This is a genomic window from Microbacterium sp. As-52 (genome assembly GCF_049949185.1).
GTDB lineage: Bacteria > Actinomycetota > Actinomycetes > Actinomycetales > Microbacteriaceae > Microbacterium > Microbacterium maritypicum_A.
Genome location: NZ_CP188171.1, coordinates 2,465,586 through 2,484,284 on the forward strand (window position 1 = coordinate 2,465,586; position 18,699 = coordinate 2,484,284).

Annotated in this window: 20 protein-coding genes; 11 read left to right on the forward strand and 9 right to left on the reverse strand. The window is 67.6% G+C overall.

Annotated elements, in window-relative coordinates; genetic code table 11:
• Nucleotides 1–115 precede the first annotated feature (115 nt).
• Nucleotides 116–1,120 carry a DUF1852 domain-containing protein gene (locus ACLFA2_RS11815; RefSeq protein ID WP_021201299.1) on the forward strand — a complete coding sequence of 335 codons (1,005 nt, stop codon included), beginning with the start codon at nt 116–118 and terminating at the stop codon, nt 1,118–1,120.
• Between the two features lie 20 nt (nt 1,121–1,140).
• Nucleotides 1,141–2,178: a methionine synthase gene (locus ACLFA2_RS11820; RefSeq protein ID WP_426622471.1), complete on the forward strand. Its 1,038-nt coding sequence runs from the start codon at nt 1,141–1,143 to the stop codon at nt 2,176–2,178.
• Nucleotides 2,179–2,212: 34 nt separating this feature from the next.
• Here ACLFA2_RS11820 and ACLFA2_RS11825 read toward each other — a convergent pair whose 3' ends face one another.
• Together ACLFA2_RS11825 and ACLFA2_RS11830 are read right to left on the reverse strand one after the other, a co-directional pair.
• Nucleotides 2,213–2,374: a hypothetical protein gene (locus ACLFA2_RS11825; RefSeq protein ID WP_167255440.1), complete on the reverse strand. Its 162-nt coding sequence runs from the start codon at nt 2,372–2,374 to the stop codon at nt 2,213–2,215.
• Between the two features lie 213 nt (nt 2,375–2,587).
• Nucleotides 2,588–3,532 (reverse strand): NAD-dependent epimerase/dehydratase family protein, encoded by a 945-nt coding sequence (locus ACLFA2_RS11830; protein ID WP_426621359.1) that lies wholly within the window; start codon nt 3,530–3,532, stop codon nt 2,588–2,590.
• 80 nt (nt 3,533–3,612) lie between these two features.
• Between ACLFA2_RS11830 and ACLFA2_RS11835 the strand changes: the two genes are divergently transcribed.
• The 3 genes from ACLFA2_RS11835 to ACLFA2_RS11845 all read left to right on the forward strand — a co-directional run bounded on the left by ACLFA2_RS11835 (nt 3,613) and on the right by ACLFA2_RS11845 (nt 6,001).
• On the forward strand, nt 3,613–4,245 hold the full coding sequence (locus ACLFA2_RS11835) for a TetR/AcrR family transcriptional regulator (protein WP_297555572.1): 633 nt from the start codon (nt 3,613–3,615) through the stop codon (nt 4,243–4,245).
• On the forward strand, nt 4,242–4,925 hold the full coding sequence (locus ACLFA2_RS11840; protein WP_426621360.1) for a type 1 glutamine amidotransferase domain-containing protein: 684 nt from the start codon (nt 4,242–4,244) through the stop codon (nt 4,923–4,925). Before ACLFA2_RS11835 ends, ACLFA2_RS11840 begins: the two co-directional genes overlap by 4 nt.
• 65 nt (nt 4,926–4,990) lie before the next feature.
• On the forward strand, nt 4,991–6,001 hold the full coding sequence (locus ACLFA2_RS11845; RefSeq protein WP_426621361.1) for an alpha/beta fold hydrolase: 1,011 nt from the start codon (nt 4,991–4,993) through the stop codon (nt 5,999–6,001).
• Nucleotides 6,002–6,032: 31 nt separating this feature from the next.
• Here ACLFA2_RS11845 and ACLFA2_RS11850 read toward each other — a convergent pair whose 3' ends face one another.
• Nucleotides 6,033–7,076 carry a hypothetical protein gene (locus ACLFA2_RS11850; RefSeq protein WP_426621362.1) on the reverse strand — a complete coding sequence of 348 codons (1,044 nt, stop codon included), beginning with the start codon at nt 7,074–7,076 and terminating at the stop codon, nt 6,033–6,035.
• A 59-nt stretch (nt 7,077–7,135) separates the two neighbouring features.
• Here ACLFA2_RS11850 and ACLFA2_RS11855 point away from each other — a divergent pair, with 59 nt between their 5' ends.
• Both ACLFA2_RS11855 and ACLFA2_RS11860 read left to right on the forward strand, forming a co-directional pair.
• Nucleotides 7,136–7,660 carry a hypothetical protein gene (locus tag ACLFA2_RS11855; protein WP_426621363.1) on the forward strand — a complete coding sequence of 175 codons (525 nt, stop codon included), beginning with the start codon at nt 7,136–7,138 and terminating at the stop codon, nt 7,658–7,660.
• Between the two features lie 87 nt (nt 7,661–7,747).
• A complete protein-coding gene (locus ACLFA2_RS11860; protein ID WP_021201290.1) occupies nt 7,748–8,044 on the forward strand; it encodes a hypothetical protein in 297 nt (98 codons plus the stop codon).
• A gap of 141 nt (nt 8,045–8,185) precedes the next feature.
• Here the strand turns inward: ACLFA2_RS11860 and ACLFA2_RS11865 are convergent, their stop codons facing one another.
• The 3 genes from ACLFA2_RS11865 to ACLFA2_RS11875 form a co-directional block, all read right to left on the reverse strand.
• On the reverse strand, nt 8,186–8,416 hold the full coding sequence (locus tag ACLFA2_RS11865) for a hypothetical protein (RefSeq protein WP_426621364.1): 231 nt from the start codon (nt 8,414–8,416) through the stop codon (nt 8,186–8,188).
• A gap of 126 nt (nt 8,417–8,542) precedes the next feature.
• A complete protein-coding gene (locus tag ACLFA2_RS11870) occupies nt 8,543–8,818 on the reverse strand; it encodes a hypothetical protein (RefSeq protein ID WP_240750580.1) in 276 nt (91 codons plus the stop codon).
• Nucleotides 8,819–9,109: 291 nt separating this feature from the next.
• On the reverse strand, nt 9,110–10,510 hold the full coding sequence (locus ACLFA2_RS11875) for a threonine/serine ThrE exporter family protein (protein WP_029259899.1): 1,401 nt from the start codon (nt 10,508–10,510) through the stop codon (nt 9,110–9,112).
• Between the two features lie 138 nt (nt 10,511–10,648).
• Here ACLFA2_RS11875 and ACLFA2_RS11880 point away from each other — a divergent pair, with 138 nt between their 5' ends.
• From ACLFA2_RS11880 to ACLFA2_RS11890, 3 genes are all read left to right on the forward strand, one after another.
• Nucleotides 10,649–10,999: a hypothetical protein gene (locus ACLFA2_RS11880; RefSeq protein ID WP_021201286.1), complete on the forward strand. Its 351-nt coding sequence runs from the start codon at nt 10,649–10,651 to the stop codon at nt 10,997–10,999.
• A 63-nt stretch (nt 11,000–11,062) separates the two neighbouring features.
• Nucleotides 11,063–11,317 (forward strand): hypothetical protein, encoded by a 255-nt coding sequence (locus tag ACLFA2_RS11885; protein WP_021201285.1) that lies wholly within the window; start codon nt 11,063–11,065, stop codon nt 11,315–11,317.
• A 32-nt stretch (nt 11,318–11,349) separates the two neighbouring features.
• Nucleotides 11,350–11,838, forward strand: a complete 489-nt coding sequence (locus ACLFA2_RS11890) for a BLUF domain-containing protein (RefSeq protein WP_240750582.1) — start codon at nt 11,350–11,352, stop codon at nt 11,836–11,838.
• Nucleotides 11,839–11,964: 126 nt separating this feature from the next.
• Here ACLFA2_RS11890 and ACLFA2_RS11895 read toward each other — a convergent pair whose 3' ends face one another.
• From ACLFA2_RS11895 to ACLFA2_RS11905, 3 genes are read right to left on the reverse strand one after another with little or no spacing between them, the layout of a single operon-like run.
• Nucleotides 11,965–12,582 (reverse strand): TetR/AcrR family transcriptional regulator, encoded by a 618-nt coding sequence (locus tag ACLFA2_RS11895; RefSeq protein ID WP_021201283.1) that lies wholly within the window; start codon nt 12,580–12,582, stop codon nt 11,965–11,967.
• A gap of 25 nt (nt 12,583–12,607) precedes the next feature.
• Nucleotides 12,608–14,788, reverse strand: coding sequence for a YhgE/Pip family protein (locus ACLFA2_RS11900; protein ID WP_426621365.1), 2,181 nt, complete (start codon nt 14,786–14,788; stop codon nt 12,608–12,610).
• Nucleotides 14,785–17,664: a YhgE/Pip family protein gene (locus tag ACLFA2_RS11905; protein WP_426621366.1), complete on the reverse strand. Its 2,880-nt coding sequence runs from the start codon at nt 17,662–17,664 to the stop codon at nt 14,785–14,787. Before ACLFA2_RS11905 ends, ACLFA2_RS11900 begins: the two co-directional genes overlap by 4 nt.
• Nucleotides 17,665–17,783: 119 nt before the next feature.
• Between ACLFA2_RS11905 and ACLFA2_RS11910 the strand changes: the two genes are divergently transcribed.
• Nucleotides 17,784–18,611 carry an SDR family NAD(P)-dependent oxidoreductase gene (locus ACLFA2_RS11910; RefSeq protein ID WP_021201280.1) on the forward strand — a complete coding sequence of 276 codons (828 nt, stop codon included), beginning with the start codon at nt 17,784–17,786 and terminating at the stop codon, nt 18,609–18,611.
• Nucleotides 18,612–18,699: the final 88 nt, after the last annotated feature.

An 18,699-nucleotide genomic window follows, 5' to 3' on the forward strand; every position in this document is an offset into this window, starting at 1 on the left:
GCCTATGTCACGGCATAGTTCGCGCGCATTACCCGATGGGCGCCCGCACTCGTCATCATGGAGAAACCCCCGATCGAGGCCGAGCCCGGCCGATCATCCCACCGATTGGCCGCTCATGGCATCCGAATTCACGTTCCGCATCACGACGACCCGTTTCGACGAGGACTACTCGCCCTCCGACGACTCCCGCATCACCACGAACTTCGCCAATCTGGCGCGCGGCGAGCACCGTCAGCAGAACCTCCGCAATGCCCTGACGATGATCGACCGGCGGTTCAACGATCTGGCGCACTGGGACAACCCGAGCCGTGACCGCTACACCCTCGAACTCGAGATCGTCTCGGTCGCGATCCAGTTCGCCACGGAGGGGGAGGATCGGGAGTTCCCTCTTCTCGAGGTGCTGGAGGTGACCATCGTCGACCGGTCGACGGGCACGCGCACCCAGGGGATCGTGGGCAACAACTTCTCGTCGTACATCCGCGACTTCGACTTCAGTGTGCGGTTGCCGGCGGCCAGCGAGGCCGCGGGGGGTTTCACCGTCCCCGACGACTTCGGCGATCTGCACGGCAAGCTCTTCCAGCACTTCCTCGATTCCGAGGCCTACCGGGAGCGCTTCTCGCTGTCGCCCGTCATCTGCATCAGCGTCTCGACGAGCAAGACGTACCGCCGCACCGAGAACCACCACCCCATCCTCGGTGTCGAGTACGAGCAGAAGGACGGCTCGCTGACCGACGAGTACTTCGGCAAGATGGGGCTCTCGGTCCGGTACTTCATGCCGCGAGGCAGCGTGGCCCCGCTGGCCTTCTACTTCCGCGGGGACCTGCTGAGCGACTACACCAACCTCCAGCTCATCGGCACGATCAGCACGATGGAGACGTTCCAGAAGATCTACCGTCCGGAGATCTACAATGCGAACTCCGAGGCCGCGAGCATCTACCGGCCGACTCTGGAACAGCAGGACTACTCGGTGACCAAGATCGCCTACGACCGCGAGGAGCGCAGCAGGCTCGCGGCCGAGCAGGGGCAGTACGCCGATGCGCACCTCATGACCCCGCACGGTGAGCTGCTCGAGCAGTGGGCCGCCGGCACCTCCGCCGCATCCCTGGTGGCCGTCGGATGACGAACCAGAGATCGCCGATCGTGCGCGGGCTGCTCCCCACCTCGATCGTCGGCAGTCTGCCGAAGCCCTCCTGGCTGGCCGAGCCGGAGACGCTCTGGTCTCCGTGGAAACTGCAGGGCGACGCCTTGATCGAGGGTACGCAGGATGCTCTGCGCATCGCCGTCCAAGAGCAGCGCGAGGCCGGCATCGACATCATCAGCGACGGGGAGCAGACCCGACAGCACTTCGTCACCACGTTCATCGAGCACCTCTCCGGCGTCGACTTCGACCAGCGGGAGACCGTGCGGATCCGCGACCGATACGACGCCAGCGTGCCGACGGTGGTCGGGGCCGTGAGCCGCGAGAAGTCCGTGTTCGTGGAGGATGCGAAGTTCCTGCGTCAGCAGACGGATCAGCCGATCAAGTGGGCGCTGCCCGGCCCGATGACGATGATCGACACTCTCTACGATCGTCACTACAAGAGCCGCGAGAAGCTGGCGTGGGAGTTCGCGACCATCCTCAACCAGGAGGCGAAGGAGCTCGAAGCAGCCGGGGTCGACATCATCCAGTTCGACGAGCCGGCGTTCAACGTCTTCTTCGACGATGTGCAGGACTGGGGCGTGGCGGTGCTCGAGCGAGCGGCGGAAGGACTGCGCGCGGAGACCGTGGTGCACATCTGCTACGGATACGGGATCAAGGCGAACACCGACTGGAAGGCGACCCTCGGCGCGGAATGGCGGCAGTACGAGAAGTCCTTCCCGCTTCTGCAGCGCTCGATCATCGACACCGTCTCACTGGAGAGCCACCACTCGCACGTTCCTCTGGACCTCATCGAGCTCATTCGAGGAAAGAACGTCATGCTCGGGGCCATCGACGTGGCCAGCCCGACCATCGAGACCCCGGACGAGGTCGCCGACACCCTCCGCAACGCCCTCCGATTCGTCGACGCCGACAAGCTCATCCCGAGCACGAACTGCGGCATGGCTCCGGTGTCGCGTGACGTCGCGCGTGGCAAGCTCCGAGCACTCAGCGCGGGAGCCGACATCCTTCGCGACGAGCTCGTGCCCGCAAGGGTCTGAGGCTCCGGCGAGGAGGCGGCTCCGGCCCGATCGGTCACCCCCCGGACGGGTTCTCGAGCGGCTTCCCGTTCTCGTCGGTCGTCTCCGCCTCGAGCACCTCTTCGGTGTCGGGCCCGTCGTCGGGAGCGCCGCCCGATGCGGTGTCAGCTTCTTCGTCGGGGCCCGGTGTGCCCTGCGTGTTCTTCGGGTCGCTCATATCCGTCTCCTTCGTTCGGTCTCGCGAAGCTACTCCTGACGGAGGGGGAACGTCAGGGGGTTGACCGCGGCGATGAATCGCTCTCGGATCGGTGAATCGTGATGGCGGACTCACCGTGTGAGTGCGATCGAGTTCCGGGATGAGGCGCGGTCGAACGCGTAGGGACGTCCACGAGCCCGTGGCACCGACGAGCGGGCGGTAAGCGTCGCCCCGTCAGAAGCTCGACGCGACCGCTTCTTCGCGGATGATGTCGACGCCGCGACGGTAGCTCGTGACCTCGAACTCCGGGAATCGCCCGACGAACTTCGATGAGTCGAACCTGTTGTCGTGCTCGTACCGCGGCAGGAGCTCTCTGATCTCACGCGCCTGGCGAGACGCGAGACCGGCCGCGCTCAGCGCCGACTTCGGGACGACGGTGTACCCGGACCCGGCTGGTCGACCGAAGGCGGACTCTGCCATGGCGACGAATTGCCGATAGGTGGGACGGTCGGAGTCTGTGGGGAGGTGCCACGTCTGGTGAAAGGTATCGGCGGCGTTGCCCAGCGTCGCGAGGGCACGACTCGCGTCCGGCGTCCAGATCAGAGTGCGCTGCCGGTCGTCGCGCACCGGTACGAGCGGACGTTTGCCGCTCTTGATCCTGTCGATGACGAGCGCGTTCGTGAAGCTCTGCGTCCGCCCGGGGCCGTAGAACTCCGGCGCGCGGGCGATCAGCACGGGGATGTCGCCGCGCGCCATCTCGTCGAGCACCATCGACGCCATCGCCGCACGCACCCTGCCCTTCGGGCCGACCGGTTCGAAGGGCGTGTCCTCGGTCTGCAGCCGGTCATCCTGCGGGTACATGTAGGTGTTGTCGAAGTAGGCGAAACTCGCGCCGGCGGCGCGGGCCGCGTCGAGGGCGTTCCTCACCATCGTCGGGAACTGCCGTTCCCACAGCTCGGTGTCTGCGGGCAGCCCGGCGGTGAAGTAGACGACGTCGCTGCCGTCGACCGCGGCGGCGGTCTGTGCGGCGTCGAGAAGATCCGCTCGTACGAGGGTGTCGGTGGCGTTGACCTTGCGGGGGTTGCGGCTGACGAGTCTGAGGTCGGACGTGTGGTTCCGGTTCAGCTCGCGTGCGAGTTCCACGGCGATCTGTCCGTTCGCGCCCAGTATGGTCTGCATTCCTCGACTCGACTTTCGATTGCGATATCCGACACGGTATGTTTACACTGCTTACATGATCGTACGAGGGGATGTTATCGGTGTCAACTTCTGAGAAGACCTACCATCACGGCGATCTCCGTGCAGCTCTTCTGGATGCGGCGATACAGGCTCTCGAGGCCGGGGAGCCGTTTTCGCTTCGCGCCGTCGCGCGTCGGGCGGGGGTCTCGCCGGCCGCCCCGTATCGGCACTTCGCCGACCGGGAGGCCTTGGACTCCGCCGTCGCGGTCGAAGGTTTCAAGGACCTGCAGGCCGACCTCGCCGCCGCTCTGGACCGAGTCCCCGCCGCCTCGCCGGCGCCCGCCGTCATCACGCAGCTCGGAATCGCCTATGTGACCTTCGCCTTGCGTCGTCCCGCGGTCTTCCGACTGATGTTCGGCAACGAATGCGACGAATCCGACAGCGACCGTGTGCGGGCGTCCCATGGGTTGCACGCCGTGTTGAACGACGCGATCGAAGAGCTGTTCCCCGGGGCTGACGTGCCGAGCCTGTCCACGGCGCTGTGGAGCATGGCCCACGGCCTCGCCTTCCTGCACCTCGACGGCAAGTTCCGTCCCGAACCCGCCGAAGCGGTGGCTGAGCGGGTGCGGTCGTCCGTTGCGGCGATCTTCGCGATCTCCACCCATGCGGCACCGCCATCGGCGGCCGATTCGATCCCCGGGAGACTCGCATGACCAGACGCATCCTGCACGTCGTCACCAACGTCGGACACTACGACGACCCCGACCACGCCACCGGGCTCTGGTTGTCGGAGCTCAGCCATGCATGGGAGGTTTTCGAGGAGCGAGGTTTCGAGCAGCGGATCGTCAGTCCGGCTGGCGGGCCCTCGCCGCTGGAGCCCCGGTCGCTGAAGTTCCCCAACTACGACAAGACCGCGAAGGCATGGCGTGCCGACCCCGCACGCATGGCGTTGCTGGCGACCACTCTGCGGCCCGACCAAGTCGATTCCGCCGACTACGACGCGATCTTCTTCACCGGGGGTCACGCGGTGATGTACGACTTCCCGGAGAGTGAAGGCCTGCAGCGGATCACACGGGAGATCTGGGAGCGGGGAGGGATCGTGTCCTCGGTCTGCCATGGCTACTGCGGTCTGCTCAACACGCGACTCTCGGACGGCTCTCTCCTGGTCGACGGTCGCAAGGTCACCGGCTTCGCCTGGCAAGAGGAGGTGCTGGCCCGTGTGGACAAGCTCGTGCCGTACAACGCGGAGGAGGAGATGAAGAAGCGCGGCGCCCTGTACGAGAAGGCGCTGCTGCCGTTCGTCTCCTATGCCGTCGTCGATGGGAATCTCGTCACGGGCCAGAACCCCGGCTCCGCGAAGGAGACGGCAGAGAAGGTCGCCGCACTGCTCTGAACGCGTCGGCGAGCGAGAGGGCGGCGAGAGGGAAGACCGTACCCACGTCTCGCTAGTGTGACGGCATGACCGACGAAAACGGCCCTGCAGTGATCGCCGATCTCTGCCGCCTCCCGAATCCCGAAGCGATCGATCGCACGACCTTCGTCGAGCTCGGCGGCGTCGAGCAGTTCGTCTCGATTCGAGGGCGCGACACCCGCAACCCTGTGCTCATCGTCTGCCACGGCGGCCCGGCCCTCCCTTCGCTGCCGTCATCGTGGATCTGGCAACGCGCGGTCGAGGACTACTTCACCGTCGTGAACTACGACCAGCGCGCCAGTGGGAGGTCTGCGGCGGGGGCGCACGACGGGATGGATCTGAGCGTCGAGCGGTACGTCGAAGACCTCGAGGAACTGATCGCCTGGCTCCGGCATGAACTCGGGGTGAGCACGGTCGGCGTGCTCGGGCACAGCTGGGGAACGATCGTCGGCCTCACCCTGGCGGAGCGGCGGCCCGACCTGCTCTGGGCCTACATCGGGGTCGGGCAGGTGATCTCCGGTCCGGAGAACGAGGCCGAGAGCTTCGGTTTCGCGATGCGCAGCGCACTCACGGACGGGAATGAGCAGGCCATCGCCGAACTGCAGTCGCTCGGCGAGTATCCCGGCACGCAGCCTCTCACGATCGAGCGCATCGTGACGTGCCGGAGATGGGCGCAGCACTACGGCGGACTCTCCGCCTACCGCTCGGACTTCGCCTACTTCACGGACGCGGCCGGGCTGTCGCCGTATTACACGGCTGATGAGCGGGCATTGATCGGCGTCGGACAACAGGTGACCATGCCCCACGTGCTTCCGGCGCTGCTGTCCTTCGACGCTCGTGCGAAGACCTCGTTCGCGGTGCCGATGCTGCAGTTCCTCGGACGCCATGACTGGACAACTCCGACGGCTCCGGTGGAACGCTGGATCGACGAAGTGTCGGCGCCGTCGGTGGACGTCGTCTGGTTCGAGAACTCCGCACACCTGTGCATGTTCGAGGAGCCGGGGAAGTTCGTCGTGAGCCTCGTGGATCTGGCGCTGCCCCATGCGCGTTCCGCCTGAACGGGCGGCGGGGTTCACGCGTGACGTCGACTCACAGGTCGGGCGTCTGCACCTCGGGGCTGTCGATGCCGTCGAACGTCGGAAGCAGGTAGCGCTCCGCGTCCTCCCGGCTCATCGGGTGCAGCGACGGGATCAGAGCGGCGATGTCCTCCGCGGTCGCAGCGTTCGATCCGCCGACACGTTCGGCGTCGTACCCGCCGAACGCCATGATCCACATCGTGGTGCCGGTGCCCGCGTCGTAGCTGTAGACGGCAGTACCGTCTGACCGCGACCACTGGTCGCCTGTGCGCACGCACCACGACGGCAGCTGGTCGGGACCCCGATCCCACTCCCGCCCGGGCCCGCCGATGAAGTTGCACGGCGCGAGGGGGTCGGGGTCGACCGCGTTCCACTGGATGATGATGCGAGCGACGGAGCCGGTGTCACTGCGCACCCAGGTGGCGGCATCCGTCCCGGTCGCTCTGACTTCGACGTTCGACCACCCGGCGAGGTCGGTCACGAGCGGGAACTTCCCCGACCTGATCCAGCTCGCCTTCACCTCGGCCGAACGGTCGGCCTCGGCATTCGCGCGATCGACGGCCGCGGTCTCGGTCGGTGTCGGGACGAGGGCCAGCACGGCCACCAGCGCCGCGGCGGACACCGCGCCCGCGACCCGCAGCGGCATCGGCCCGAGGAAGATTCCCAACGTGAGAGCCGCGAGAGCACACACCGCGACATGCAGCAGGGCATCGGTCTGAAGAGCCAGGGGACCGAGGATGCCGTGCACGAGGCCGAACGCCCCCGCGCACGTGAGCACCCCGGCAGCGACCACTCCGCCGAAGATCGCCGGCCGTCCCGTGAACGCCGTGCTCAGGAGAGCGATACCGCCTGCGAGCACGGCGAACGCGACGAGGATCGCCGCTATCAGGACGAACGGCAGACCGCCGAAGAGCGCGACGACCGTTGCGTAGGACACCGCGTAGTCGATCAGAAGCATGAGCGGGATCGTCAGTCCGATCACCGCCAGCGAACGTCCGGCCGTGGTCTGCGGAGCAGACCGGGCTTCGACGACCGCGTTGTCGCTGGGGCTCACCATGCGTCGAGGCTACGACATTCGACATGGGCCCGCGGGGGATGGCTGATAATCTGCGGCGCATGCAGTTTTCCGACGACGGGCGCACCCACGACGAGGAGGTGGGGGTGGACACCGCGTCGATCAAGGAGCGGGTCTATGCCACGTTCACGGGGCTCGCCATCGTGCTCGTCCAGAACTCGAACGTCGCCCACACCGACGCCGGTCGCGCGACCATCACGCTCCTCGTCGGAATCGTCGCGATCGCCATCGCTGGATTCGTCGCGGAGCTGCTGGCGCACCTGGCCGTGCATGCGACCTTCCCTGACCGCCGCGAGTTCGGCCGACTCCTTCGTCTGACCGGGACGGCGATGGCTTCAGCGGCGGTGCCTCTCCTCGTCCTTCTCCTCGCTGTACTGGGGTGGATCGATCTGGGAACCGCTCTCACGGTCGCATCGATCACCTACGTCGCGATCCTCGGACTGATCGGCTACGTGGCCGTACGCCGGACCGACGCTCCATGGTGGAAACAGGCCATCGCGCTCGGAATCCTCGTTGCGCTCGGCAGCGTTGTCGTTCTGATCCAACAGCTTGCGCACGGACACTGAGAGGCGGCTGCCTGGTGGTGGCCGTCCGGCCTCGATCACGCGTCGACATCGGGCTCGGAGACGCGCAGAGGCGCGTATTCTCGGAGCATGGGAACTCTCGAGTACAACAGTTCACGCCCTCCGATCGTGATCGACGATGCGACGTTGGCGCACCTGAAGATCGTGATCGGCACGAAGCTCCGTCGACACGAGAGCTTCATGATGACGTGGCTGCCGGAGGAGAAGAACCCTGCCGGTCGGCTCACCATCTGGATGCACCCCGCGATTCCGCTGGCGCTCGCTTTCGACGGCTCCAAGATGCCCGAGATCGACACCAAGCGCATCGAGCGGATGATGGAGAACCTCAACGCCCGCGGAGAACTCGTCCTCGATCAGCTCGGCTAAAAGTGATCGGCGAACAGTCGGAGATCGTTCCCGTCCCCGCCGTCCGCCATTCACTTCTCCGAGCCCGGCACCCATTTCCCCGAGCCCGAAGCCCGCGTCACCGTCCCTGGAGCGGGAGCATGCAACGGCGCTCCACTCCGGTCAGTCGCGTCGAGCATCCTCGGCGTGAACACCCTCGGAGCCACCGCCCGTGGGCGGCACCGTGGGAGGGGTGCCCTTGCCCTTCTCCGCACCGAGGTTGTCGTTCTCGTCCTCGTTCTCGTCGTCGTCCTCGTCTGTCTCGGGGCCGTCGTCGGTCGAGGGCATGTCGGGATCGATGCCTTGGGCTTCGACTGCGGGTGTGGCGTCCGTGTGGTCCTGCGGGTCTGACATCATGTTCTCCGTTCACCGAGGTGGATTGATCGCCCAGTCTTGCCTCTGTGAGGCGTGCACGTCTGCCCGTTGACAGGGGTGCGCGAGCGAGCGGAGAATCCCGCCTGCGTGAGCGTGATCGCCCGGTCAGGCGGTCGCGAGGGGCGGATGATGCGGGATCGGGATCGGTCGGCCGGCGCGGCGCGGCGCATGGAACCGCTGGACGTCTTCCCACACGTCGGCGGCAGTCATGTACGAACTCGCGAGCGGGAGGTCTCGCAGCCAGACGACCTCCACCTCCGCGGCATCGACCTCATAGATGCACGCGACCGTGCGTCGCGAGTCATTCTGGGCATAGCGGTGATCGAGGATCAGCCACTCGGTATCGGTGATCTTCCTCAGCTCGAATCGGGGATCGGGCATTGTGAACAACTCAACACTCCCATCGGTGGACCGGTATCGGCTGCCGAGGAGCGCACCACCCCGCGCGGCGCGGTGCATGCGTCCGCGCGGTCAACGGGCGCTCTTCAGCCCGCCAGAATTCACTGGAATTGTAATCCGAACCGATATATTGCTCAACTCGCGGTGCTCGCGGTGCACGCGGTGCACCGAGTGCACGGCGTGCGCGCGAGTGCACGGTCTGTCGACGCGAACACCCCGTGCACTCGGCGAGATCCCGTGCACTCGACGAGCAGGTAACACCGTGGGCGCCGATCAGCGGCGGACGCGGGCCCGCGTCTTCGCCACGCTCGCGAGAGTCGCCCGCACCGGGGTACCGAGATAGAGGCCGAGGGAGGCGCCGGAGGCCAGGCCGATGCCGATGACCGCCGCATCGATGAGCGATCCGCCCGCGAGCAGCATGCCCGTGGAGGTGCCGGCTGCGTGGACCATCTCGAGCAGCCCCTGGAACACCGCGACTCCGGGGACGAGCGGCACGATCGCGGCGGTGGTCACCGCGACCGAGGGCACGTGCAGGTTGCGTGCGATCAGCATCCCGAGGAAGCTCGCCAGCAGGGCACCGACCGCGCTCGCCGCCGCGGGGTGCAGGTTCAGTGCCACCGATGTCGAGTAGCCGGCGAGGGTGACAGCGCTGAGCAGTGCGCTGACGAGGATGATCCGGATGCCGGCACCGTTGAACACGGCTACGGCGACCGCGATGATGATCGCTCCGGCGAACTGGTTCACGAGCGGTCCGAACGGCGCAGGGTCGTCGGGGAGGTCCATGGTGAAGCCCAGGACGCCGCCGAGTTCCAGGCCGACGAGGATGCCGATCACCACGCCGAGGGTCTGCATGGTGAGATCGAGGATGCGTCCGCCGGCCGTGAGGGCGAAGCCGTCGATCGCGTCCTGCGCGGCGCCGACCACGGTCAGGCCGGCGAGCATCAGCACGATGCCGGAGGCGACGATGATCGACGGGCGGATGCCGACGAACGGTTCGATCCCGGCGGTACCGAGCGCGGAGACCACGACAGCCACGACCGTGGTCACGAATCCTCCGGCGATCTGGCTGAAGAACAGCGGCACCCGGAGTCGCGCGAGCCCCGCCTGTGTCAGTGCCGCGCACAGCGCCGCGACGAACGTGAGACCGACGATGATCGGGGCGGCGCCGAGCATGATGCTGACGCCGACGGCGAGCAGGGCGCGCGCGACGATCACGACCGGCTGCTGGTAGCGGAACGGCACCCGCCGGATGGCGCGGAACGTGGTGCGCGCGGATTCGAGGTCGAGGCCGCCGTCGATGTCGGCGACCAGGGCCTGCACGCGCTGCAGCTTCGCGTGATCGGGAGCGGTGACACGCACGACGCGCACGAGGGTCTCGGGCCAGACCTCGCCGCTCAGATGGAACGACACCGTGATCGAGTTGTAGGTGACGTCGACCTGCACGCCCCGCATCCCGTAGGCATCGCACACGCGGGTGATCGCGAGCGTGACCTCGTGTGCTGAGGCGCCGACGGCGAACATCGATTCACCGATGCGGGTCGCGAGATCGAGCACCCGGGGGACCGTGCGCTCGTCGATGACGGGCATCGCCTCGGTGTGCGCGACGGCCGAGGGATCGGTGTGCAGCAGACGGCGCACGGAGGAGAGCAGCGGCCGGCGGGATCTCGCGGACATATGCTCCATTCTCCCGCCCGGGCGCGTGATCGGGGGAAGGCTGTCCGGTCGTGGGCGCACTCGCTCGCGGTTAGCGCGTCGGACGTGGTCCGCACAACCCCCTTGGGGCCTGCCCCGCGTGATGGCACCGTCGAAGACATGAAACTCGTATCGTACGCAGGCCAACAGGTGGTCACGACGGACGACGTCGCCGAGGCGCTCGTCGCTCTCGCCGCCGCCCTCGCGAGTGAAGGGGAGTCGGCGGCTCTGCGGCTTCCCATCGTGGTGGACGGGAAGAAGGACTCCGCTGACCTGATCGTCGGCGTCGGCAACGATCTGCTCGTCGGTCCGCAGACCTCCGACGGCGATGACCCCGACTTCTCCGAAGACGCCGCCCAGATCCGCATGCACCCCCTGTTCCCGCAGCGGACCCCCGGCGACGACGAGGACGACGGCGGATTCGGGATTCCCGCGGTCGACATCGACATCGAGCACGGTACCCGCGCTTAGCGCACCCGCGGGGCCGCTGTAAAGGGGAGCGCGGTGAGCGCGCCGCACGCATATTCTGCTGGGGTGCCGCACTCTGCCCCACCTGATCATGACGTCCTCTGGGCGTGCGTCGAGGAGGGCTTCCACGTCGGGAGCCGCCGCGGCGACTTCCTCGGATATGTCGACAGGCAGGCGGGCGGCGCGTATCGCGCGTTCGACGCCCGGTCCCGTATGCTCGGCGACTTCGCGACGCTGGCAGCAGCCACGAACGCGGTGGAGCAGCTGACGGGGGAGCCCTCGCCGACGGTCCACGACGGTGAGCAGGGGGTGGCGCTGTGAACGGCGGCACGGCACCCGGGTTGATCTCCTTGGTGTACACGAGCACCGCGTCTCAGCCGCTTCGCGCGACGGCTCTCGAGCATCTGTTGACCGTGTGTCGACGTCTCAATCTTCGACGGGGCATCACCGGGATGCTCCTTCATCGGGAGGGGCGGTTCATTCAGGTGCTGGAAGGGAATCCGGACACCGTGGCGCGCGTGCTCGAGAGCATCCGAGGGGATTCCCGACACCATGATCTGCGGGTGCTCCTGGAGGAACCGATCCGCGAGCGTCGGTTCGCGGACTGGACCATGGGCTATCGGCCACTGCAGCGCCGCGCGAGTGCTCCCACCGGGTACCGGGACTCGTTCGCAGATCTGGATACGGGGTCGGATGTCGGCACAGCGGTGAGAGCGTTGACCGAGCTCACGCTCTGGTTCCGTGTGCGCGCGGATGATCGGTCCTCATCGTCGGTGGAGACTGACCCGGATGAGGTCCTGGATGAGGACGGGGTGCCGCGGCACGACGACGCGATCGTCTGAGCGGTCACGCGTCGGGGTCGGGCGGGCCGGGAACAGTCCTTCGGCCCTGCTCCAGAGCCCCGCACTGCGCGCAGATCTCGGTGTCGCAGATCTCGGTGTCGCAGCTCTCGGTGTGGGACGCAGGGTTCAGTCCTGCGCGAAGACCTCGGGGTGCGCGGCGATGAGCTCGGCCTGCTCGGTCCATGAGAGGCCCACGATGCTCAGCACCACGCGGACGACGGTCGAATCGGCGTCGGTCGTGGTGAGCCGCAGTTCGCGCAGCGTTGCTCTGGCGGTCTCCTCGATGAGGAAGGCGAGCAGATCGGCCGGCATGTCTCCCCGGAACGCCCCCGAGTCCACTCCGACGCTGGTCAGATCGCGGATGCGGCGACGCAGCGGCGCCAGGGCGAGCACGGTATCGGCCAGATGCGCATCGTCGAGGGCGATGTTGGCCGAGGCGCGCACGGCGGAGGCCTCCCGCCACAGCCGTGTCGCCATCCGTGCCAGGGTCACCCGGGGGTCGGACTCGTCGGTCGTCTCGGCGATCGCGTTGAACCGCTGCGCACCGACCGCGATCACCTCGCGGAGCAGGCTGTCGCGGTCGGCGAAGTGGCCGTAGACGGCGCGACGGGTGAGGCCTGCCGCCTGCGCGATGACATCGAGCGACGCCGTGGGGTTGGTCGCGAGCACCGACTGCGCCGCGCGCAGCAGGGCTTCCCGGTTGGCCAGGGCGTCGCGTCGACGCGGCGGGTTCGGTGCGGTCACTTCGGGTCCTTCGGGGGCGCGGGGATCAGGACATCAGCTTGGTCGACGCGAGCGCCTCGACCAGTTTGCGGTTGTAGGTCATCAACGGACGCCGCAGCACGAGTCCGAGGAGCAGCGCCGGAACGATGAACAGCGCGAGTGCGCCGAGCGCCCACCAGAAGTCGGCCTGGTAGACGCCGGCGATCGTCGATCTCACCATGTTCACGGCATAGGTCGCGGGGAGGAAGGGACTGACGCTCTGGAACCAGTCCGGAAGCAGCTGCAGGGGGTACGCACCGCCCGACCCGGAGATCTGGATCACGAGCAGCAGCACGGCGAGCGCCTTGCCCGCGTTGCCGAACGCGACCACCGCCGTGTACACGATGAGCGTGAACACGGTCGAGATCGCCCACCCGGCCAGGATCAGCAGAAGCGGATGCGCGGGTTCGATCTGGACGAAGAGGATCAGGCCGAGCGTCAGCAACGTGCTCTGCGCGAGACCGACCAGACCGAAGATGCCGTAGCGGCCGAGGTACTTCTGCGTCGGCGTGAGTTCGGGGCGGTCGGGGAGCGTCTCGGCGTTCACATCGACGCGGATCGTCACCGTCATCAGAAGGGCACCGACCCACAGGGCGAGGATCATGTACAGCGGGGCCATGGCCGCACCGAACCCGGCCACGGGGAAGACCGCGGTGCGATCGAGGCGCACGGGCTCGGCGAGCGACGTGGCCAGCACACCCGGATCGGCGCCGATCAGCGCGCTGAGATCGCCGGTGTCCGCGGCCTTCGCGATCGACTGCTGCACGGTGTCGAACCTGTCGGCCAGGGCGTTCAACGATGCGGACAGCTGCGTCGTGGCCTCCTGCGCTCGCGACAGCGTCGACAGCACGGAGTCGGATGCTCCGGACAGCCCGGAGGTGATGCCGGACAGGTCGGAGCGGATCGCCGACACATCGGACCCGATCTGCGTGAGCGTGGACGACAGGGCGTTCAGCTGCGCCTTCAGCCCGTCGTCGTAGGTGCTCCGGGCGTCGGCGATCGCCTTCTTGGCCTCGGCGATCGCCGCCGTGATCTCCTGGTGCGAGCTCTGTGCCGAGTCGTTGCCGGCCGCGATCTCGGTCGCCGCAGTCTGCAGGCGCTGCTGCAGCGCCTGCTGCCGCGCGATCGCCTCGTCGAGTCGGCTGATCACGGCGTCGAAGTCGGGCTGGGCGGATTCGGGAAGGTTCGGTCCGACCTGCGTCACCAGCGTGTTCTTCACCGCGGCATACTGATCGATCTGCTGCTGCACGCGCTCCGCGAGTGTGGTGATCGCCTGCACCTGGCTGCCGCTGAGCGAGGCGGCACCTGCGTAGAGCTCGTCGATGCGCTGGCCCACCGCGTCGTAGCTGTTCGATGTGGCCGCGAGGGCGTCCGCCAGCGACTGCGCCGCCGTCTGCAGGGTCGATTTCAGCGTGCTCGCCGCATCCACTCCGCTGCCGAGAGCGCCCGAGGTGTCCGAGAACGCGTCGCCGGCCTCGTCGACCAGGGCCGACGCGCTGTCCAGCAGCGGTCGGCTCGTCTCGAGCAGGGCCGTGAACGTGTCGGCCGTGCGCGCGCCCGAGCGCAGCTGAGCGCCCACGCTTCCCAGTCGAGTCTCGATGCGCGTGAGCGTCGCCTGCGTGTCTTCATCGGTGAGGTAGTCCGACATCGACGAGACGAGGCCGAGCGCCACGTCGCCGAGTGTCTCGGCGAACGTGTCGCTGATCGCGGACGACACCCCTTCCGCGCCCTGGCCGGTGATCTTCGGCGCCAGGGCGTTCTTCTTCTCGTTCGTGTAGAGCGCGATGTGCGTGCGGTCGCCGCCGTCGGCGTAGAACGTCAGCATGTCGGCGCTGAACGTCTCGGGCAGCACGATGGCGGCGTAGTACTCGCCCGACTTGGTCCCATCGATCGCGTCGTGCTCATCGGTGATCACCCAGTCGAGCTGGTCGTTCCCGCGGAGCTGGGAGAGGACCTGCTCGCCGACGTTCACCCGGATCGGGACCAGGTCGCTCTCGTACCCGACGTCGGTGCTGGCGACGGCGATCTTCAGGTCTTTCGTGTTCGCGAACGGGTCCCAGCTGGCGATGACGTTGAACCAGGTGAACAGGGAGGGGATGACGACCAGGCCGAACAGAACGATGCATGCCATCACGTTCTGGGTCGCGTGACGCATGTCGCGGGCCGTCAGGTGCAGGATGTCCTTCACGCGCGGTCCTCCCCTTCTGCGGGCTCGTCGTCTGCGGTGGGTGCTTCTTCCTCCGGGGGGAGCGGGTCGTCTGCCGCCTCGGTGGCGGTCGCTTCCTCCGTCGGCTCGGAAGCCGCGGGGTCGGCCTCCGGTTCCGCTTCCGTGTCGCCGGTGGTCTCCGACTGTGCTTCCGGATCGAACCACTCCGTGAGCAGTGCGTCGGCCTCGGCGCCGGCGAGCGGCGCCTCGGAGGTGTCCCGGTCATCCGCCTCAGCGGGTGCGACCGGGGCGACCGGGGCGACCGGTGCGTACCGGGCCGTGTCGAGCGGTTCCTCTGCCGTGGGTGGCAGAACCGCTGCAGGGCCGGCGGGGCCGGCGAGAGCGAGCTGGCGCAGTTCGGCGTCGTCGAGAGCAGCGACCTCTGCGCCGTGCTCGAAGCTGTGCTTGATGTACTCGATGGCCACGAGGAACCCGATCACGAGCAGTATCCAGAGGGTCCACAGTCCCAGCAGCAGCGCTTTCGATCCGGGGAGCGCCCAGGTGAGGACGCCGAGAACGACGAGCCCCGCGACACCCGTGAGCACTGTCGCCTTCAGCAGCGTCGGGTAGCGGCGTGTGAACGGCTCGGCCCGCCGAGCGAGGTCGTCGCGGTACTCGGCGCGGTTCGACAGCGCCCGGATGACGTCGGTGAGCCGGTATCCGCTGCCGACGACCTGCACCTTCTCGCCGATGAGGAGGTCGGTCGAGAGCACCTGCCGGTTGAAGAGCAGGGTGAAGTTCGCGAGGCGGCGACGCAGGACGAGTCCGAGGAGGAAGGCGAGGGCGACGAACACGGCGAGGGCGCCGAGGAAGCGCCAGTAGTGGCCGTCGTAGAAGCCCCCGATCGTTTCCCGCATGGCGTCGATGCCGTAGGAGAAGGGGAGGAGGGGATAGATCGCACGGAAGAATCCGGGCATCAGCTCGATCGGGTACAGGCCGGACGCACCGGGGATCTGCATGATCACCAGCAGGATGCACAGACCGCGGCCGACGTGCCCGAACGCGACGCAGAGGGCGTAGATGATGCTCACGTACGCGAGGGCGATGAGCACACCGGTGCCGACGAACGCGGCGGCGCTCACGGTCTGCACGCCGATGATGAGGTTTCCGATGCACACGATCAGCGCCTGGCCCACGGCGAGCGTCGCGAAGAGGAAGAAGCGGCCGAAGTAGGCCTCGCGCACCGTGACGCCCTCGACGCCCTCCGTGTCGACCTCGACGCGGAAGATCACCATCAGCACGAAGGAGCCGATCCACAGCGAGAGGTTCGTGAAGAGCGCGGCCATCGCCGACCCGTAGGTGTCGACCGGGAACACCAGGTGCTCGTCGACCTCGACCGGAGAGGAGATGAACTGGGCGATCTGCTCGGGTTCCAGATCGGTCAGGGCACCGAGCAGGCCCCATTCGGATGCAGCGTTGAGCGCGACGACGTCGGTGCGCGACGTCTGCAGACCCTGCTCGATGCCCGCGAGGTCGTTGTCGAAGCTCTCCAGTGCCGACGAGGTGGCGACGAGTTGCGAGTCCAACCCTGCCAGCAGTTGATCGGCCTGTGCGAGGACGCCCTTCTGCGCGTCCAGCGCCCCTGAGAACGATCCGACGCTCGCCGACAGCTGCGACATGGCGCTGTTCAGTGAGGGGACGGTGCGGGTGAGGATGTCGCGCATCGCCGATGAGGCGTCGCGGGTGTCCTGCATCGCCTGGTCGACCGCGTCGGCTGTCGCCTGAACGGAGCGCACCGTGTCGGAGGCGGCGGTCTTGAGGTCCTTGAGGTCGGCGAGCAGCTGCTGGTCGGTGGCGTTGCGCTGCTGCAGCGAGGCGATGACCTCGGTCAGGCGCTGCTTCGTGTCCTCGCTGAGGTCGGTGTCGTCCAGGAGCGCCTGCAGCCGGGCGACCGCCGCCTCGTTCGCCTTCAGCACGTTCGAGACGTCGTCGATCCCGGCGTCGATGCGCACCCCCGCCTGCTCGAGGCTCTGGGTGAGACGGGTGATCGAGACGTTCGCCTTCGATGAGACGTCGGCGAGCAGCGTCGTGCCCCGCAGGAACGCGGTGGTGGCACTGTCGCTGAACGCGATCACCTCCTTCTGCGTCTCCGCGATGATCGACTGCGTCTGGGCGAGCGACTTCTGCACATCGCCGAGCGTCTTGTCGACGTCGCCGAGCGTGTTCCGTGCGGACGAGAGCGTGCCGCGCGAGGAGGCGAGCCCGTCCTGGGTCTCGGCGAGGTTCTCGCGGGCCGAGGCGAGTGTCTGTGTCGCCTGGTCGAACGCATCGAGGGTGTTGTCCCTCGCGTTCAGCAGCCGCAGCTCGGTGGAGTCGCCGACGTCCTTGAGTGCGTTCGTCGCCGCGAGTGCCACCTGCTCCTTGAACGCGCTCGTGACCTGCTTGTCGAGCTCGGAGGCGCCGACGTCGGTGATCTTCGGCGCGATCGCCCCGGCCTTCTCGTTGACGTAATACTGCAGCGACGGCTGCGTGAAGTCGCCGCTGGTGATGCTGAGCAGGTCTTCGCTGAATGCGGCGGGGATGACGATGGCCGCATAGACGTCGCCCTTCTTCACGGCCTCCTGGGCCTCGTCTTCGCCCATGAAGGTCCAGCCGAGCTGGTCGTTGTCCTCGAGCTGCTCCGTCACCTGCGCGCCGATGTCGATGTGGCCGGTGAGGTCGGAGGTGGCGCCCTCGTCGAGGTCGACGACCGCCACGCGGATGTTCGCTGTGTGGGCGTAGGGGTCCCAGAACGCGTTGATGTTGAACCATGCGTACAGGGCAGGGGTGATGAGCACCCCGATGATGATGATCCACGCTTTGGGGACGCGGGAGAGTCTCTTGACATCGCGCTTGTAGACCCGCCAGCTCTGTTTCACAGGACGAGTTTACACATTACGTGCACATCAACGTGCAAGTTAGCTGGAAGCGGGTGCATGCGTCAGTCCAGGGTCGTGACCGTCAGGGGATTCCGGACCGCGGGTCGTAGAGTCGCCTGATGAACGACATCGCACTGATCACCGGCACCTCGTCCGGAATGGGACTCCACGCCGCCGTCGAACTGGCACGACGAGGCCTGCACGTCGTCGCGACCATGCGCGACACCGGGAAGGCCGGGGCGTTGCGGGACGCTGCGGCCGAGGCGGGCGTCGAGGTCGACGTGCGCGCCCTCGACGTCGTGGATCATGCGGCCGCGGCCCGGCTGGTGGCCGAGATCGAGGCGGAGCTCGGCGGCATCCGCGTCCTGGTGAACAACGCCGGACAGGGGAACGTCGCCACCGCCGAGCAGCTGACGATGGAGCAGATCCAGGCGCAGCTCGACATCAACTACCTGGCGCCGGTCAACCTCGCCAAGCTCGTGCTGCCGGGGATGCGCGAGCGTGGCAACGGCCGCATCCTCACGGTGACGAGTGTCGGCGGGGCGGTCGGCCAGCCGTTCGCCGACGCCTACTGCGGGGCGAAGTTCGCCGTGGAGGGCTTCATGCAGTCGCTCGCGGTGGTCGCCGAGCGCTTCGGTGTCGGGATCAGCGTGATCGAGCCAGCCGCGGTCGCCAGCGCCTTCGTCGAGAACGCGATCCGGCCGGAGAGCGGTGGTCCCTACGGTTCGCTCCTGGATGCGTACATCGCGCGCAGCACCGGGGCCTTCGCGAACGCGCAGTCCGCCGAATCCGCGGGGGCGGCGATCGCGGCGGCAGTCCTCTCCGACGAATACCGCTTTCGCTGGCAGAGCTCGGAGGGGGCGACGCGGTTCGTCGGCGTCTCGCTCGCCGACACCGACGGCAGCGGCGTGCTCGGCTTCACGCGATCGTGGATCGCGGCGGGCTGAGCACTCCGCCCGCACGCGCTCGTCGATCGCGCGCGGTCGCCGGTCGGGCCTCGTCTTGACCGCAGCCCGGCGCCGGCACCTCCGACCC

Coding starts and splice junctions, on each gene's coding strand:
- ACLFA2_RS11815 (WP_021201299.1), top strand. CDS start 116: ATGGCATCCGAATTCACGTTCCGCATCACGACGACCCGTTTCGACGAG.
- ACLFA2_RS11825 (WP_167255440.1), bottom strand. CDS start 2,374: ATGAGCGACCCGAAGAACACGCAGGGCACACCGGGCCCCGACGAAGAA.
- ACLFA2_RS11830 (WP_426621359.1), bottom strand. CDS start 3,532: ATGCAGACCATACTGGGCGCGAACGGACAGATCGCCGTGGAACTCGCA.
- ACLFA2_RS11840 (WP_426621360.1), top strand. CDS start 4,242: ATGACCAGACGCATCCTGCACGTCGTCACCAACGTCGGACACTACGAC.
- ACLFA2_RS11845 (WP_426621361.1), top strand. CDS start 4,991: ATGACCGACGAAAACGGCCCTGCAGTGATCGCCGATCTCTGCCGCCTC.
- ACLFA2_RS11850 (WP_426621362.1), bottom strand. CDS start 7,076: ATGGTGAGCCCCAGCGACAACGCGGTCGTCGAAGCCCGGTCTGCTCCG.
- ACLFA2_RS11855 (WP_426621363.1), top strand. CDS start 7,136: ATGCAGTTTTCCGACGACGGGCGCACCCACGACGAGGAGGTGGGGGTG.
- ACLFA2_RS11860 (WP_021201290.1), top strand. CDS start 7,748: ATGGGAACTCTCGAGTACAACAGTTCACGCCCTCCGATCGTGATCGAC.
- ACLFA2_RS11865 (WP_426621364.1), bottom strand. CDS start 8,416: ATGTCAGACCCGCAGGACCACACGGACGCCACACCCGCAGTCGAAGCC.
- ACLFA2_RS11870 (WP_240750580.1), bottom strand. CDS start 8,818: ATGCCCGATCCCCGATTCGAGCTGAGGAAGATCACCGATACCGAGTGG.
- ACLFA2_RS11875 (WP_029259899.1), bottom strand. CDS start 10,510: ATGTCCGCGAGATCCCGCCGGCCGCTGCTCTCCTCCGTGCGCCGTCTG.
- ACLFA2_RS11880 (WP_021201286.1), top strand. CDS start 10,649: ATGAAACTCGTATCGTACGCAGGCCAACAGGTGGTCACGACGGACGAC.
- ACLFA2_RS11910 (WP_021201280.1), top strand. CDS start 17,784: ATGAACGACATCGCACTGATCACCGGCACCTCGTCCGGAATGGGACTC.